Below are 13,243 nucleotides of genomic sequence, written 5' to 3'. Positions count from 1 at the left end.
AGGACCTCAAGACATTTTGGCGCGTGGATCATAGGGCTGCGCGTCGCGCCATTCCCGCATCCGCGCGTCGAGATCGCTCGACGCCGTTTCCGGCAGCATGATCCTCAGCGAGACATAGAGGTCGCCGGCTATTTTGCCGTCGCTCGCTGGCAGCCCCTTGCCGCGCAGCCGCAGCACGCGCCCGCTGTTGGAGTGCGGCGGGATGCTTAGCTCCACCTTGCCATCCAGCGTCGGGGTCTCGACCCGTCCGCCGAGCGCCGCTTCATAAACCGTCACCGGCAGCTCCAGCCGCAAATCGCGGCCATCCAGCTTGAAGTAAGGATGGGGCGCGACCTTCACGGTGATCATCGCGTCGCCGGGTTCGCCCCCCATGGAGCCGGGCTGGCCCTGGCCGCGCAGCCGAATTTGCTTGCCGTCTTCGATGCCCGCCGGAATCTTGACGTCCAGCGTGCGGCCGCTGGGCAGAATGACGCGGGCCGAGCCGCCATGAGCGACCGTTTCGAGCGGCACGGTGGCGGTGGCGACGACGTCGTCGCCTCGGGTCGGCTGCGGGCCGGCGCGACGGCGTCCGCCGGCGCCGAAGAGATCGGCGAAGAGGTCGGAAGGGTCGAAGCCCGCGCGCCCGCCGCCGCCGGGCGCCTCGTTGCCGAAGTGAAACTCGAAATGCTGATCGCCGCCGGGCGCTCCGCCGCCGGGGCGCCAGCCGCGGGCGCCGGGGGCGGCGCCTCCGCCCGCGCCGAAGCCCTCGAAGCCGGTGAAGCGAGGTTTCCCGTCCGGACCGATCTCGCCCTTGTCGAACTGCGCCTTCTTCGTCTCGTCGCCGACGATTTCATAGGCGGAGTTGATTTCCGTGAATCGCTCCTTGGCTTTCGTGTCGTCCTTGTTGCGGTCAGGGTGGAATTTCTTGGCGAGCTGGCGATAGGCCTTCTTGATTTCGGCGTGACTCGCCGATTTGGGCACGCCGAGAACGTCGTAAGGATCGCGCATAATCTTCCAATCAGCCCATGTGAGCGCCCGCCCTTGGCGGCGCGGGCGCGTATGTCCGCCCTATTATTTGGGAGAAGCCTGTTCGCAACGCAAGCGGCGAAGGTCGCGTCGCGCTGAAGCCTAGCGCGCCCGGGAAGCAAAAAAGGCGGCAAAGCGCTCGCGCGCTTCGGGCGACGTCAGCGCCTTGGCGAAAAGCGCGGCTTCCGCGTCGATGCGCGACAGTATGTCGTTTGGTTCGCCGCGCATCAGCCGCCGCGCTGCGAGAAGCGCCTCACGGGGCTTTGCGGCCAGGCGGCGCGCGGCCTCCATCCCAAGGTCGAGGACGTCTTCCGGGGAGGCGAGAGCGTTGACGAGGCCAAGACGGAGGGCTTCCGCACCATCGAAACTCTCGCCAAGCAGGAGATATTGGGACGCCTTGGCCATCCCGAACCGCTGTGGGACGAGCAGGCTGGCGCCGCCCTCCGGCGGCAGGGCGAGATCGATGAACGGCATTTTGAAACGCGCTTCTGGGCTGGCGTAGACGAGGTCGCAATGGAAGAGCAGGGTGGTCCCCACGCCGACGGCGTCCCCGGTCACGGCGGCGACGAGCGGCTTCTCGAAGGCCGCCGCCGCGCGAACGAAGGTCAGCGCCGGAAATGTTTCTGCGCCAGGAGCAAAATCTCGAAAGTCGGCGAGATCATTGCCCGCCGTGAAATTTCCGCCCGCGCCGGCGAAGACGACGGCATGCACCGTCTCGTCTCGGGCCGCTCCATCAAGAGCGGCGATCAATGCGCGATACATTTCGCGGTTCAGCGCGTTCTTTTTTTCGGGGCGGTTCAGCAGCAGGCGCAGCACCCCGGCATCCCTCGAAACGATGATCTTTTCCGACATAAAGGTCTCCGGATCAGCTCGCTGCGGCGAGCTTCGCCAAAGTTTTGAAGAAATTCCCTGAGATAGGTTAAATGCGGCGCCAGGGCCGAAGATCATCGGCGACTTGCAGCAGCGCCGCAAGCGCGTAGATTTCAGCATGTTGAGATTGGCGACGGCTGGGGCGCCGTTTTTCCGACCCCATAGCAGCAAGGGCGTGCGCGTCATGAATTTCGGCGAGGTGGCCAATCGGTTATTTGGCGGTTCACCCGGGCGCGGGCAGAGCTTCCTCTACGCCGCGGAACAACGCCTGGTCCAAAGCATGGCGCGCGCCGCGCCGCGCTGGATCGCGCCTGCACATCTGTCGATGATCGGCGCGGGCGGCGCGGCGCTCGCGGCGGCGGCGCTGGTTGGCTGCCGCTCATGGCCTGAGTTGGTCTGGCTCGTGCCGCCGGCGATGTTGGTCAACTGGTTCGGCCTGACGACGGATCTTCCGCTGGCGCGGCTGCGCGGCGGCGAACGGCCGGGCGCCGGCATGTCGCATCACGTCTCTGAACTCTTCTCGCACATACTGCTCATCATCGCCTACGGATTTTCGCCGTTTCTGACGCTGCGCGCTGCTGCTGCGGTGCTCGTCTGCTACCTGCTATTCTCCTCCTATGGCTACATTCGCGCCGCGACGCGCCACGTTCAGCAGATGGCCTACATCGGTCTCGGCGTGACGGAGTTCCGCATACTTCTGGCCTTCTGGCCTTTCGCCGCGATCGCGCTCGGCGTTCCCGCAAGTCAGCACGATCCGCTGCCTGCGATCGACGTCGCGGTGATCGGGCTGGCGCTGGTCTCGGTCCTCGGGCTTTTCGGCAAGCTGTTCAAGGACGGGCGCCGGATCGCGGCAGCCTCCGCGCAAAGCAGCGACGAGTAATCGCTGGAACTTTCGTCAAGCGGGCGCATTTACCTTCATGCGCGCCGCCTTCCTGACGATGACAGTCATTGGAGTTCTGCTGGGAGCCGTTGGGGCAACCGCCAGCGCACGCCCCGCCTCCCCTTCTCCTTCAGCGCTTGAAGCGAGAGACGCGCCCGCAGCCTATACGAGCTGGCGTCTGAAAGTCGAAGCGGCGCGGCAACGCTATGAAGCCTTCGCCGCGCGTGCGGAATCCGAGCTGCGCGTGGGGCGGCCAACGCGCGCTGGCGCGCCGACCTCGTTGGACCCGCTCTTGGCGGCGCTTGAAGATCCCACCCTTCGTTATAACGATCTGATCGTGACGCGAGGCGGCGTTTTCGTGTTTCGCGGCGCCGAAGGCCAGCGCCACAGCCCGATCGATTTCGAGCGTCTACCGGATGCCCGCGTGCGCGCGCTCTCGCTAAGAATGTTCGACGAAACTGATTGAAAACCGGCGATTCTGGCGGGTCGGTTAACCATCCACACATATTGGTAAAATTTTTACGATCCTTCACAAAACTGGTGGTATTTCCGCCATATAGCCGGCATATTCCGTTGGCCCGCACAAGCTCCCGGCGTCTCTGGGAGGGCTCTTCCTCTGTGTTCAATAATTCGCGCCGGCGGGCGCATATATTGGAGCGACTTTGACGATTGCCATTCCCCCGCTGCGGCTCTGCCTTGCGCTCGCTCTCGGATTGCAGCTGGCGGGGTGCTCGATTTTTCCGGCGGCAGGTCCATCCCGTAAGGACATTGTAGAGAGTATGGCGCCGACGTTGGCGACGCCGGAGCCGAGCTTTGCGCTGGTCGAGATCGACGGAAATTCGCTGGGCGTGCTCGCCCGCCGTGCGCCGCCGACATTGCGGGGCTACTTTGGCGATTACCGGCCCGCCGCCGCCCAAGCGATCGGAATTGGCGACTCGGTTCAAATCACTGTTTGGGAGGCCGCTTCCGGCGGATTGTTCTCGGCGCCCGTCGCCGATCGGATGAGCCCTGGATCTCGATCCGCCGCGATTCCGGACCAGATGGTCGGGCGCGACGGTTCGGTCACCGTGCCCTACGCCGGCCGCATCCAGGTCGCCGGCCGCAATCAGCAGGAAGTCGAGTCGGCCATCATTGAGCGGCTTCGCGGCAAGGCGATTGAGCCGCAGGTCGTGGTCAATGTGACTCGCAACATCACCAACGCCGTCACGGTCACCGGCGAAGTCTCCAATGGTTCGCGCGTTCCGCTGACGCTCGGCGGCGATCGCATCATGGACGTCATCGCCGCGGCCGGCGGCTATCGCTCGCCCGTCCACGAAACTTTCGTGACCTTGACGCGAGGCAACCGCACGGCGCGGGCGCCCATTCAGGCGCTGCTCGTCAATCCTCGCGAAGACATCTATTTGCGGGCGGGCGACATTTTGACCGTCGAGCGCACGCCGCAGACGTTTACCGTCATGGGGGCGACCGGGTCCAACGCGGTCGTTCCATTCGATGCACGCGGAATCACGCTCGAAGAGGCGATCGGCAGGGCCGGCGGCCTGACCGATTCACGCGCCGACCCCGATGGGGTTTTCATTCTGCGCTACGAGCCGGCAAGTCTCGCGCGCGAATATCCGCAGGTCTCGCCGCATCTGCTTGCGCTAGGGCTGGTGCCGGTCGCCTATCACCTCAATCTTCGCGAACCCGCGGCGTTGTTTGCGGCGCGCCGCTTCCCCATTCGCGACAAAGACATTCTTTACGTCAGCAACGCCCCGTTCTCCGACATCAGCAAGCTCATGCAGCTCGTCGGCACGGTTGGGCAGCCGGCAATTCAGGGCGTCGCCGTTACCCGAGTTTTGTACTGATAGGCATAAAGCTTGCTTCGCATTCGAGACCGAAAATGCCGATGCATTACAGTTTTTGAATTTTGGTTAGTGCCGGTTAAGTTCTGAATATGTCATCGTTTTGCCTGTTTCGTCCGTAATATGGCTGGGATATGATCGGTTGTTCGCTTGAGCGTCATCGGAAATTGCGCAGACGCTGACTTGTTGAACGCTTTTGAGGGGTTCTCGTGGCCAATCAGCGCATCAACCAAAGTTTTCTCGCGCTCAAGGAGCGCGCTGTGCTGTTGGCCTTGGTGCGGCGTTTGCCCGACTGGGCGACCCCGGATCATCTAACAGCGATAGGATTGTTCGGCGCGGGCCTGACCCTGCTCGGCTTCATCGGCTGTCACTGGTCAAATGGATTTCTCGTCCTGGTCGTTGGAGGCCTGTTTCTCAACTGGTTCGGCGATTCTCTCGATGGCACGCTTGCGCGACATCGTTCGATCGAACGGCCGCATTATGGCTATTTCATCGACCATTCGTCCGATCTCATCGCTCAGACTCTGATCGTTGTCGGTCTGGGCGTGTCGCCTTATTTCACGCTCGGCTCATCGCTGCTGGTGCTCTCGCTTTATCTGCTGATGAGTTCCTACACCTATCTGAGGGTCGTCACGGAGCGGGTGCATCGGTTGTCTTACGGCGGCATGGGCGCGACGGAGTTTCGACTTCTCGTCGCGTCCTGGGCGCTTTTTGCAGCTTGGCTCGGTTCCAGCGCGACGACGGCGCAGGCCTATGGTTTCGTGGTGCTGGATCTCGTGATCGGCGGCCTGTCCGGGTTGACCTTCCTTGGCTTCGTCGTCGTCATACAGAAGGATCTTGCGCGGATGCAGCGCGAGGAGCGCGAGATTATGGAATCGCTCCCACCGGCGTTGGCGGCGCACGAGCCATCCATACTGGACGTAGATGATCAAAGTCTGATTGAGCCTGCCGCGAACTGACGGCCGCTGACGAGCGCATGGCCAGATCTAGACCTCACGGGGTCGCCGCCCATTTTCCGTGAAGCGGCATTCTCTGTCGATTCCATCAACAATGAGAGGCGAAGGAGTCTGGGCTCTTTAAGAGGGCGCTGGCGCTGGGGCAGGGAAGGAGCATGGTTTCTCGCGGAACGGTACTTGTCACGGGCGCAAGCGGTTTCATCGGCGGCGCTGTCGCGAGAGGTTTGCTGGCGGAAGGATTCTGCGTACGCGCGCTTCTGCGCGGATCGAGTCCGCGCGGCAATGTGCCGCCGGATTGCGAGATCGTCGAAGGCGACGTCACTGATCGCGAGAGCGTCCGGCGCGCCATGACCGGCGTCTCGGCTCTCTTTCACCTTGCAGCGAACTATCGCCTTTGGGCTCCCGATCCAGAACCGGTGATGCGCGTCAATGTGAGCGGGACCGAGATCGTCATGCGGGAGGCGCTGCGGGCCGGCGTGCAGCGCGTCGTGCATACGAGCAGCGTCGCGACGCTTGATCCTGATTCGGCGCCCTGCACGGAATTCAACCGGTTGATTCCAGAACGGGCGATCGGCGCCTACAAGCTCAGCAAAATCCTGTCCGAGCGGTTGGTTGAAGGCATGATCCGAGATGAAGGACTGCCTGCCGTCATCGTGTGCCCCTCCGCGCCGCTCGGCTCCGGCGACGTTCGGCCGACGCCAACCGGCAGGATCGTCTGCGAGGCGATGCGCGGCGGCATGCCGGCCTACGTCGATACCGGACTCAACATCGTTCACGTGGAGGATGTCGCCGCGGGCCACATCGCCGCGATGAAAATCGGCGGGATCGGCGAGCGTTATATTCTCGGAGGCGAGAATCTGACCTTGCGCGACCTGCTCGTTGAAATATCGCGGATCACGGGGCGGCCGCCGCCTTGGGCGAAATTGCCGCGCTGGCCGCTCATGCCGCTCGCCTACGCCAATGAAATCGTCGCGCGCTTTGCCGGCTCGGAGCCGTTTCTCAATCGGGAGAGCTTGCGGCTTTCGGGGAAGCGCATGTTCTTCGACGATTCCAAGGCGCGCCGCACGCTCGGCTACAAGACGCGGCCGCCAGCCGATGCAGTCGCCGATGCGGTGCATTGGTTCGCTAGCCGCGGCGCATAGAGCAAGTGCCGAAAAAGTTCACAGACTTTCTCTTTGGGACTTGCTCCAGCATTTTGATTTTGAGCGATTCCTTATCGATCACGTATCCCAATGCGCTCGATAAACGCTCGACAACCGGAGTGGGTTCGATGCGGTTCTCCGGGAGGAGCATGTGCAGCGCCGCGCTTGCGACTGCGGCTGCTTTCCTGACGCATGCGCAGCCGGTCGCCGCGCAAGCGCTTCGAGGCGTCACCTACTGCGCGCCGCCGTCACGCCCCAGCTGCATTGATACGTCCGCCGCCGCACTCGCGATGGCCGCTTGTGATGAAGAAGTGCAGCTCTTTACAAAAATGGTTTTTCGCTATCGGGAGTGTCTCGAAAGAGAAACGGAACGCGCTGTTCGAGAAGCCAATGACGCGATAGAGATTTGGCGATGTCGTTTGGACGAGACGAAGTGCCGCAACTGACGTCGACGGCGACTGACGCGGCGCGCAGCACCGTCATCTATGACGTCACGAGAATCGTGACACGCGCGCTGAATGCGGCGCCAAATGGCATCGATCGCGTCGATTTCGCTCTCGCAAGGCATTTTCTTGCGCGCAGCGCAGGCGAGCGAGGCGCGCTCATTTGTACGGCGATCGGCCCGCGCCTCGCCGATCCCGACAGCGCGCTTGAGACGATCGAAGGCGTCGAAAGTCTCTGGCGCGAAGATGGCGACGCCGGGGAGGATGAGGTCTATCGCGCCGTCGTCGCGGCGCTTCTCTCCAACGGCGCCGCTCGGGCCTCGATGACTCGCGTCAGAAGATCGCCGAATCTCTCTTTCCTTGAGCGAAACTGGCAGGCGATGCGGCGCTGGGCGCCTTATCTTGGAAGGCCAACGGCCGAGGCGCCGCGTGGCGCGATCTATTTCAACGTCACGCAATTTCTTGTCGATCGAAGCTGGTATCTGCGCTGGCTGACGGCGCGGCCGGATGTGAAGCCGGTGTTCTTCGTCCACGACCTGCTTCCCATCGAGGCGCCGGAGTTCTTTCGCGCAAGAGAAGCGATGCTGCATCCCCGACGCATGAGCAATGTCTGCCGCTATGGCGCAGGCGTTGTCGTCGGATCGCAAGCCGTCGCCGGGCGCCTTCGTCAATTCGCCGCCGAATGCGGAAGGCCCGAACTGCCGATCTGCGTCGCCCGTCTCCCGGTATCGCCGGTCTTTTCATCGCGCGCCGAGCCGCCGGCGGCGCTCGACGGCGTCAACTATTTCGTTGTTTGCGGCACGATCGAACCGCGCAAGAATCTTTTGACGCTGCTGAACGTATGGCGCGTGTTGGCGCGAGATACGGCTCCGCCAAAGCTCATCATCGTCGGCAAGCGCGGCTGGCTCAGCGCCGCCGTGATCGAAATGCTGGAACGCAGCGCCGCCTTGCGTCCTCACGTCATTGAGGCGGGCGGACTTTCCACGCCGGGACTGCGCAGCCTGCTGGCCGGCGCGCGCGCGCTGCTCATGCCTTCCTTTGCGGAAGGCTTTGGTCTGCCCGTCGCAGAAGCGCTTGCGGCGGGAACGCCGGTCATCGCCTCTGACATCGAAGCCTTCCGCGAAGTCGGCGGCGACGCGATCGACTATGTCGATCCGCTCGACGGACTTGGATGGCTGCAAGCGGTTCGCGACTATTCGACGCCGCAGTCGCCGCGTCGTCGCGCGGCGCTTGCGCGCATCAGTAGAGGAGAGTCTGATCCCAATGTTTTTTTTGCAAAGATTGATGAATTCATCGCGCAATTATGAGGCGCTTTGACGCCGACAAGAATTGACCCGCCGGCGCTGCGCGCGCATTGTTTCTTTACTCCAAATGAGTCGCCCAGCGCGAGAACGACTCGGGAAGTAAGAGGTTTCATTTGAATCTCTGCGAACAGACACAAGGGACTCCGCGCAAGTCGCCAAGTGAAGACGACCTGGTCGCGCTCGCGCAATTTCGCTCCGACTTGCGAAGGTTTTTGGCCTTCAGCGAACAGGTCGCCGCCGACCATGGCGTGACCGTGCAATGGTATCAGGCGCTTCTTGTGGTGCGCACCTTTCGCGGCGCGAAACACATCAGCGTCGGCGAACTCGCCGACCAGCTGATGATCCGCGATCACAGCGCGGCGGAGCTGGTGTCGCGCCTGGCGCAGGCGAAGCTTGTCAGGCGTAAGACCGATCCGACCGACCGTCGTCGATCGCTGGTGGTCATCACGCGGGCGGGCGACCGGCGGCTGTCGGAACTCGCCGCCGTGCATTTGAAAAAGCTTCGGGATACGCGAGGCGCTCTTTTGAACTTTTTTCGCACGGCCACGGGGGCTCAATAGCCCGTCATTTCGAGATAGCCCTCGCCGCTGTGCGAACCCGTAAAGCGGATCGGACCTTCCCAATAGGCGAAATCGGTTCCCATCCAGCTTCTTGGATTGAGCGGCCGCGTCTCAATGTCAACGTCGCGGTTTTTAATCTTCACGCGCCAGCGGACCGGCACGTCCCGATCTGCGATGCGTATCGTCTCTAAAGGCTCGAGGAAGATGTCTTCGCGCGCGAGTATGGATGTTGCGCCATCGGCGTCGATCCAATTCCCAAAGAGAAACGACGGCGCCTCGACGCTGCGCATGCGATACAGCATCAGTCTGGCGCCGCCCTCAAGATGCAGCGAAAACCAGTCCCAGCCTTTTTGATCAGCGCCGAGCGGCTGACTCGACCATTCGCGATCCATCCAGGCGCGGCCGGAAACCTGGATTTTGCGTCCGTTCATCGACAACGAGCCTTTCGCCTCGAAGAATGGTTGGCTGAAATAATAGGAGGCCTGTCCAGCCTCGGACTTGCGGCTGTAGCCGCCCTCGCCTTGCAAAACGATCGGTCCCTTCGCTGTGAGATCGAGCGCATAGGCGAAATTCCTGTCGCCCGCGGAAACGCGCAGCCGCTCGATTCCGGCGTCCACGGAATCGTCGCGCGTTTCCAAAACCCAGTGGTCGATGAAAGCGCGAAAGGGCGCCGCCTCGACGCCCGCCTGGCCAATGCCGCCACGCGCGAATTTTTGCGCGAAGAGATGTTCGTTCGCGCTCGTCGCCGCCGCATGGCCCATCCACACATTGCGGTCGTCCCAGCCGGCTCGCGCCGCGTTCGGCTGCAGTGCAAAGCGAAAAAGCGTCCACTGCAGGCCATAGGCGGCGCCGTCATCGCTTTTTAGATTTGCGGTGACGTACCACCATTCGGTACGAAAATCGGGATGCGCGCCATGGTCACTTGGAAATGCGAGCGGCGTTCCAGGTCGGGGAATTGCGAAGCCGGGCGCCGTCGCGCCAAGTCCGCCGAAGCCTTGCGCCAACGCGCCGCTCGACGACAGCGCAAGAAGCAGCGCCGATCGCCTCGAAATCGCCGAGCGCCGTTCCGGGGAACTGTTCGGGGATCTAGCGTTCATTCGAGAAGACCCTGAGCAGTTCGGTCGGCGAAACGCGTGCGAGCCGAACGACGGGGATGAGCGCCGCAAAGAACGCGGCGCAGAGCGCGATGCTGGAAACCACAAGCCACTGCGCCGGAAACATATGGAATGGCAGCCGCCATCCGAAGGCGGCGACATTGACGATCGCGACAAGGCTCCAGGTCATGAACAGTCCAAGCGGGATCGCGAAAGCCGCGGCGCCGGCGGCGAACGCCACGATCCGCGCCATTTCCAGCGCCGCCAGCTTTCGCCGCGTCGCGCCCAGGGCCCAGACTGGCGCGATGCGGGCGCGCCGCATGTCGCTGAGCGTCAGCAGGCTGGCGAAAAGCGCGACGCCGGACACGATCAGCGTGAGCGTGTTCAACGCCGTCGTGACGGCGAATGTGCGCTCGAAGATGTCCGTCGACAGCGTTTTGACTTCGGCCTGATCGACGATGCGCGCGATTTTTCCGCCGAAGCGCTGCTGCATGTTTTCGATGACGCGCGTCGTGGCGCCGGGATCGACGCGCAGGCTGTAATGCACGCCGGAAGCGTCGTCGAAATAGCGCGTCAGCTTTTCGTGATCGATGCGCAGCTGGCCTTTCGGATTGCCGTAATCGGGAAAGACGCCGACGATGCGCGCGCGCAAGTCTCGTCCCGACGTCGGAATGTCGAGCGTCTCGCCGATCGCGAGACTGAGGCGGCGCGCCAACTGCTCGCTGACGAGAACGGCGTCCTGCGCGTGCAGCGCCGTCCACACGTCCGACGTGGCGTCGATCAAGGGAAAATGCGCCGTATAGGTTTCGTGAGGCGTCATGCCGAGCACGTCGACGGGCCATCCGCCGATGCGCGTCTTCGCGCGCCAGATCGGCAGGATCGTGGCGATGTCGGGCTGCGTGCGCGCCCACGCCTCGATGTCGCGCGCATCGGCGGGCGTCGCCGCTTCGAAATAGACCTCGGCGACGAGGCGCGCGTCGAGCCAGCGATCGAACGTCTGGCGAAAGCCCTCGACCATGCCGCCGACCCCGATGTTGGTCGCAAGCGCAATCAGCAGCGCCATCAGCGCAAGCGAAAGACCGGAAATTTCCTGGCGTCCGTCGGCGAAGAACCAGCGGGTGAGCGGCCGGCGCGCAAAACGCTCGGCGAGCGCCAAGGCGCCGGCAAGTCCGACGGGCAGAATGAGCGCCGCGGCAAGAAGCGCCAAGCCGATGATCGCGAAGCCTGACGCAAGTCCTTCGCCAAAGCGGTATGCGCCGGCCGCCGCGACAAGAGCAAGCGCCGCGAGCGCGGCCTGCCGTCGCAAATAGCGGTGATGCGCGCCGCGCCAGGCCATGGGACGCGCGAACGACAGCGCCGGCAGCCGCAATGCTTTCGTCAGGCCGCTCGCCGCCGCAAGCGCCGCGCCGGCGCCCGCCATCGCAAGGCCGGAGAGCCACCAGCGCGCATCGAGCGCAAGGCGATCGGAGATTTGCGCGCCGTAGAGGCTCTCGAGACTTTTTACGACATCCGGCAGAAGCGCCTGCGCGATCGCGTGACCGCCGAGGACGCCCGCGCCCCCCGCGATCAGCGTCAGGACGGCGATTTCGCAGGCCATCGCCGCGACGAGATGGGGCGGCCCAACGCCGAGCGCGCGCAAGGTGCGCAGGGTCGGCAGCCGTTGTTCGAAGGCGAGGCCGTAAGCGGCGTGCACGATGAACAGACCGACCAGGAACGCAAGAAAGCCGAAGGCGGTGAGATTGAGGTGAAAACTGTCGGTCAGGCGGGCGAGATCACTCTCATCATCCGGCGCGACCAGCCGCAGCGCATCGCCGGCGATTGGCTTAAGCCGCGCCTCGTCGAATGTCTCCTCATCGAGGATAACGAGTCGCGAGAGCTTTCCGGGTCGATCGAGCAGGCGTTGCGCGACGCCAATGTCGACGATGATTGCGCCGGGCGGCGCTTCGGCGAGCGCGGCAAGCGGCGGGAGCTGCTGACCGCGCTCGGTTTGCGGCTGCGCGCCCTCGGCGAGATCGAGCCGGCGCAACGTCTGCGGCGCGACAAAGCTACGGCCTGGGCCGGAAAAGAAATCTTCGATCACATCCGATCGCGTCCGCCGGTCGGCGATCGGCGAGCGGCGCGGCAGCGACAGCGGTTCGACGCCGATGATCCGAATATTCTTCTCGCCGATCCGGACGGCGCCTTCCAAGACGGGCGAGACGGTGACGCCGGCGCGGCGCAGCCTTACGAAGAGCTCCTGGTCAAACAGGCCGCCGCGCGCGGCGACGAGCGTTCTGGCGCCGCCGCCCGAAATCGCGTTCGCCGCGGCGTCATAACTGTTGCGCGCCTGAGCGTTCAGCGCCTGCACGCCGCTCCACAGCGCCGTGGCGATGGCGAGACCCAGCACGAGCGTCGCGAGGTTCCCGGGCCGTCGGCGCCAGTGGCTGATCAGCGCGGCGAGCGTCCAGAGCGTCTCTCTCATTGCGCCGCCAGAAGACCGGCCTCCAGCCGCACGCGGCGTTGCAGCCGGCCGGCAAGCCGTTCGCTGTGCGTCGCCATCAGAAAGGCGCAGCCAGTCGCGGCGACGAGGTCGAGCGCCAGCGCCATGACGGCGTCTCCGGTCGCTTCGTCGAGATTGCCGGTCGGTTCGTCCGCGAGGAGAAGCCTCGGGCGTACGGCGAGGGCGCGGCCGATGGCGACGCGCTGCTGCTGTCCGCCGGACAGCTCCTCAGGATAGCGGGCGGCCAGCGTCGCAAGGCCAAGACGCGCGGTGAGCTCTTCCTGCCACGACGGATCGTAGCGCCCGGCGAGTCGCGCCTGGAAGCCCAGATTTTCGCCGACGGTCAGGCTCGGAATCAAATTGAACTGCTGAAAGACGACGCCAATGCTTTCACGCCGCATGGCGGCCCGCGCTGTTTCCGATAGCCGCGTCAGCACGACGCCATCGAGAACGATCTCGCCGGAATCGGCGTCGTCGAGCGCGCCGACCAGATGCAGCAGCGTGCTCTTGCCGCTGCCCGATTCGCCGGTCAGCGCGAGACTGGCGCCGGCGGCGAGCGTGAAGTCCACGCCGCGCAGCACGGGAATGCGGCCCTGCGGCGTCGGATAGGATTTTTTAAGCCCATCGACGCGCAGCATCGGCGCGCTTGTCCGCCCAGCGGCGAGATTT

12 protein-coding genes are annotated in these 13,243 nt (G+C 64.0%); 7 read left to right on the top strand and 5 right to left on the bottom strand.

The features are described 5' to 3' along the window. Nucleotides 1-6: 6 nt before the first annotated feature. Nucleotides 7-987: a DnaJ C-terminal domain-containing protein gene (locus tag IYY11_RS14550; RefSeq protein WP_196404494.1), complete on the bottom strand. Its 981-nt coding sequence runs from the start codon at nucleotides 985-987 to the stop codon at nucleotides 7-9. Between the two features lie 120 nt (nucleotides 988-1,107). Next, a complete protein-coding gene (locus tag IYY11_RS14545; protein ID WP_196404493.1) occupies nucleotides 1,108-1,857 on the bottom strand; it encodes an enoyl-CoA hydratase-related protein in 750 nt (249 codons plus the stop codon). A 136-nt stretch (nucleotides 1,858-1,993) separates the two neighbouring features. On the opposite strand from IYY11_RS14545, the gene IYY11_RS14540 reads away from it, so the two are divergent. The 7 genes from IYY11_RS14540 (at nucleotide 1,994) to IYY11_RS14510 (ending at nucleotide 9,001) form a co-directional block, all read left to right on the top strand. Beyond that, the gene (locus IYY11_RS14540; protein WP_246719989.1) at nucleotides 1,994-2,755 is read left to right on the top strand and encodes a hypothetical protein; all 762 of its coding nucleotides are present in this window, start codon (nucleotides 1,994-1,996) and stop codon (nucleotides 2,753-2,755) included. Nucleotides 2,756-2,792: 37 nt separating this feature from the next. Then, a complete protein-coding gene (locus tag IYY11_RS14535) occupies nucleotides 2,793-3,221 on the top strand; it encodes a hypothetical protein (RefSeq protein WP_196404492.1) in 429 nt (142 codons plus the stop codon). A gap of 196 nt (nucleotides 3,222-3,417) precedes the next feature. Next, nucleotides 3,418-4,599, top strand: coding sequence for a polysaccharide biosynthesis/export family protein (locus IYY11_RS14530; protein ID WP_246719988.1), 1,182 nt, complete (start codon nucleotides 3,418-3,420; stop codon nucleotides 4,597-4,599). Nucleotides 4,600-4,805: 206 nt separating this feature from the next. Beyond that, nucleotides 4,806-5,555, top strand: coding sequence for a CDP-alcohol phosphatidyltransferase family protein (locus IYY11_RS14525; protein WP_196404491.1), 750 nt, complete (start codon nucleotides 4,806-4,808; stop codon nucleotides 5,553-5,555). Nucleotides 5,556-5,707: 152 nt separating this feature from the next. Further along, nucleotides 5,708-6,694, top strand: a complete 987-nt coding sequence (gene hpnA / locus IYY11_RS14520; RefSeq protein ID WP_196404490.1) for a hopanoid-associated sugar epimerase — start codon at nucleotides 5,708-5,710, stop codon at nucleotides 6,692-6,694. Between the two features lie 412 nt (nucleotides 6,695-7,106). Continuing rightward, nucleotides 7,107-8,444 (top strand): glycosyltransferase family 1 protein, encoded by a 1,338-nt coding sequence (locus IYY11_RS14515; RefSeq protein ID WP_210331370.1) that lies wholly within the window; start codon nucleotides 7,107-7,109, stop codon nucleotides 8,442-8,444. A 110-nt stretch (nucleotides 8,445-8,554) separates the two neighbouring features. Continuing rightward, a complete protein-coding gene (locus tag IYY11_RS14510; protein ID WP_196404489.1) occupies nucleotides 8,555-9,001 on the top strand; it encodes a MarR family winged helix-turn-helix transcriptional regulator in 447 nt (148 codons plus the stop codon). Here the strand turns inward: IYY11_RS14510 and IYY11_RS14505 are convergent. From IYY11_RS14505 to IYY11_RS14495, 3 genes are read right to left on the bottom strand one after another with little or no spacing between them, the layout of a single operon-like run. Continuing rightward, on the bottom strand, nucleotides 8,995-10,098 hold the full coding sequence (locus IYY11_RS14505; RefSeq protein WP_210331369.1) for a lipocalin-like domain-containing protein: 1,104 nt from the start codon (nucleotides 10,096-10,098) through the stop codon (nucleotides 8,995-8,997). The genes IYY11_RS14510 and IYY11_RS14505 overlap by 7 nt on opposite strands. After that, the gene (locus tag IYY11_RS14500) at nucleotides 10,088-12,556 is read right to left on the bottom strand and encodes an ABC transporter permease (protein WP_196404488.1); all 2,469 of its coding nucleotides are present in this window, start codon (nucleotides 12,554-12,556) and stop codon (nucleotides 10,088-10,090) included. Before IYY11_RS14500 ends, IYY11_RS14505 begins: the two co-directional genes overlap by 11 nt. After that, nucleotides 12,553-13,212 carry an ABC transporter ATP-binding protein gene (locus tag IYY11_RS14495; RefSeq protein ID WP_196404629.1) on the bottom strand — a complete coding sequence of 220 codons (660 nt, stop codon included), beginning with the start codon at nucleotides 13,210-13,212 and terminating at the stop codon, nucleotides 12,553-12,555. The genes IYY11_RS14500 and IYY11_RS14495 overlap by 4 nt, the downstream gene beginning before the upstream one ends. Between the last annotated feature and the right edge of the window lie 31 nt (nucleotides 13,213-13,243).

It is taken from the genome of Methylocystis sp. H62 (assembly GCF_015709515.1).
GTDB lineage: Bacteria > Pseudomonadota > Alphaproteobacteria > Rhizobiales > Beijerinckiaceae > Methylocystis.
The sequence above is the reverse complement of the archived record's forward strand: the minus strand, read 5'-3'. Positions and strand labels throughout refer to the sequence as shown.

What these genes read in the sequence shown, in the direction of transcription:
- IYY11_RS14550 (WP_196404494.1), bottom strand. Translation starts at nt 987, where the DNA reads ATGCGCGATCCTTACGACGTTCTCGGCGTGCCCAAATCGGCGAGTCAC.
- IYY11_RS14545 (WP_196404493.1), bottom strand. Translation starts at nt 1,857, where the DNA reads ATGTCGGAAAAGATCATCGTTTCGAGGGATGCCGGGGTGCTGCGCCTG.
- IYY11_RS14540 (WP_246719989.1), top strand. Translation starts at nt 1,994, where the DNA reads ATGTTGAGATTGGCGACGGCTGGGGCGCCGTTTTTCCGACCCCATAGC.
- IYY11_RS14535 (WP_196404492.1), top strand. Translation starts at nt 2,793, where the DNA reads ATGCGCGCCGCCTTCCTGACGATGACAGTCATTGGAGTTCTGCTGGGA.
- hpnA (WP_196404490.1), top strand. Translation starts at nt 5,708, where the DNA reads ATGGTTTCTCGCGGAACGGTACTTGTCACGGGCGCAAGCGGTTTCATC.
- IYY11_RS14515 (WP_210331370.1), top strand. Translation starts at nt 7,107, where the DNA reads ATGTCGTTTGGACGAGACGAAGTGCCGCAACTGACGTCGACGGCGACT.
- IYY11_RS14505 (WP_210331369.1), bottom strand. Translation starts at nt 10,098, where the DNA reads ATGAACGCTAGATCCCCGAACAGTTCCCCGGAACGGCGCTCGGCGATT.
- IYY11_RS14500 (WP_196404488.1), bottom strand. Translation starts at nt 12,556, where the DNA reads ATGAGAGAGACGCTCTGGACGCTCGCCGCGCTGATCAGCCACTGGCGC.
- IYY11_RS14495 (WP_196404629.1), bottom strand. Translation starts at nt 13,212, where the DNA reads ATGCTGCGCGTCGATGGGCTTAAAAAATCCTATCCGACGCCGCAGGGC.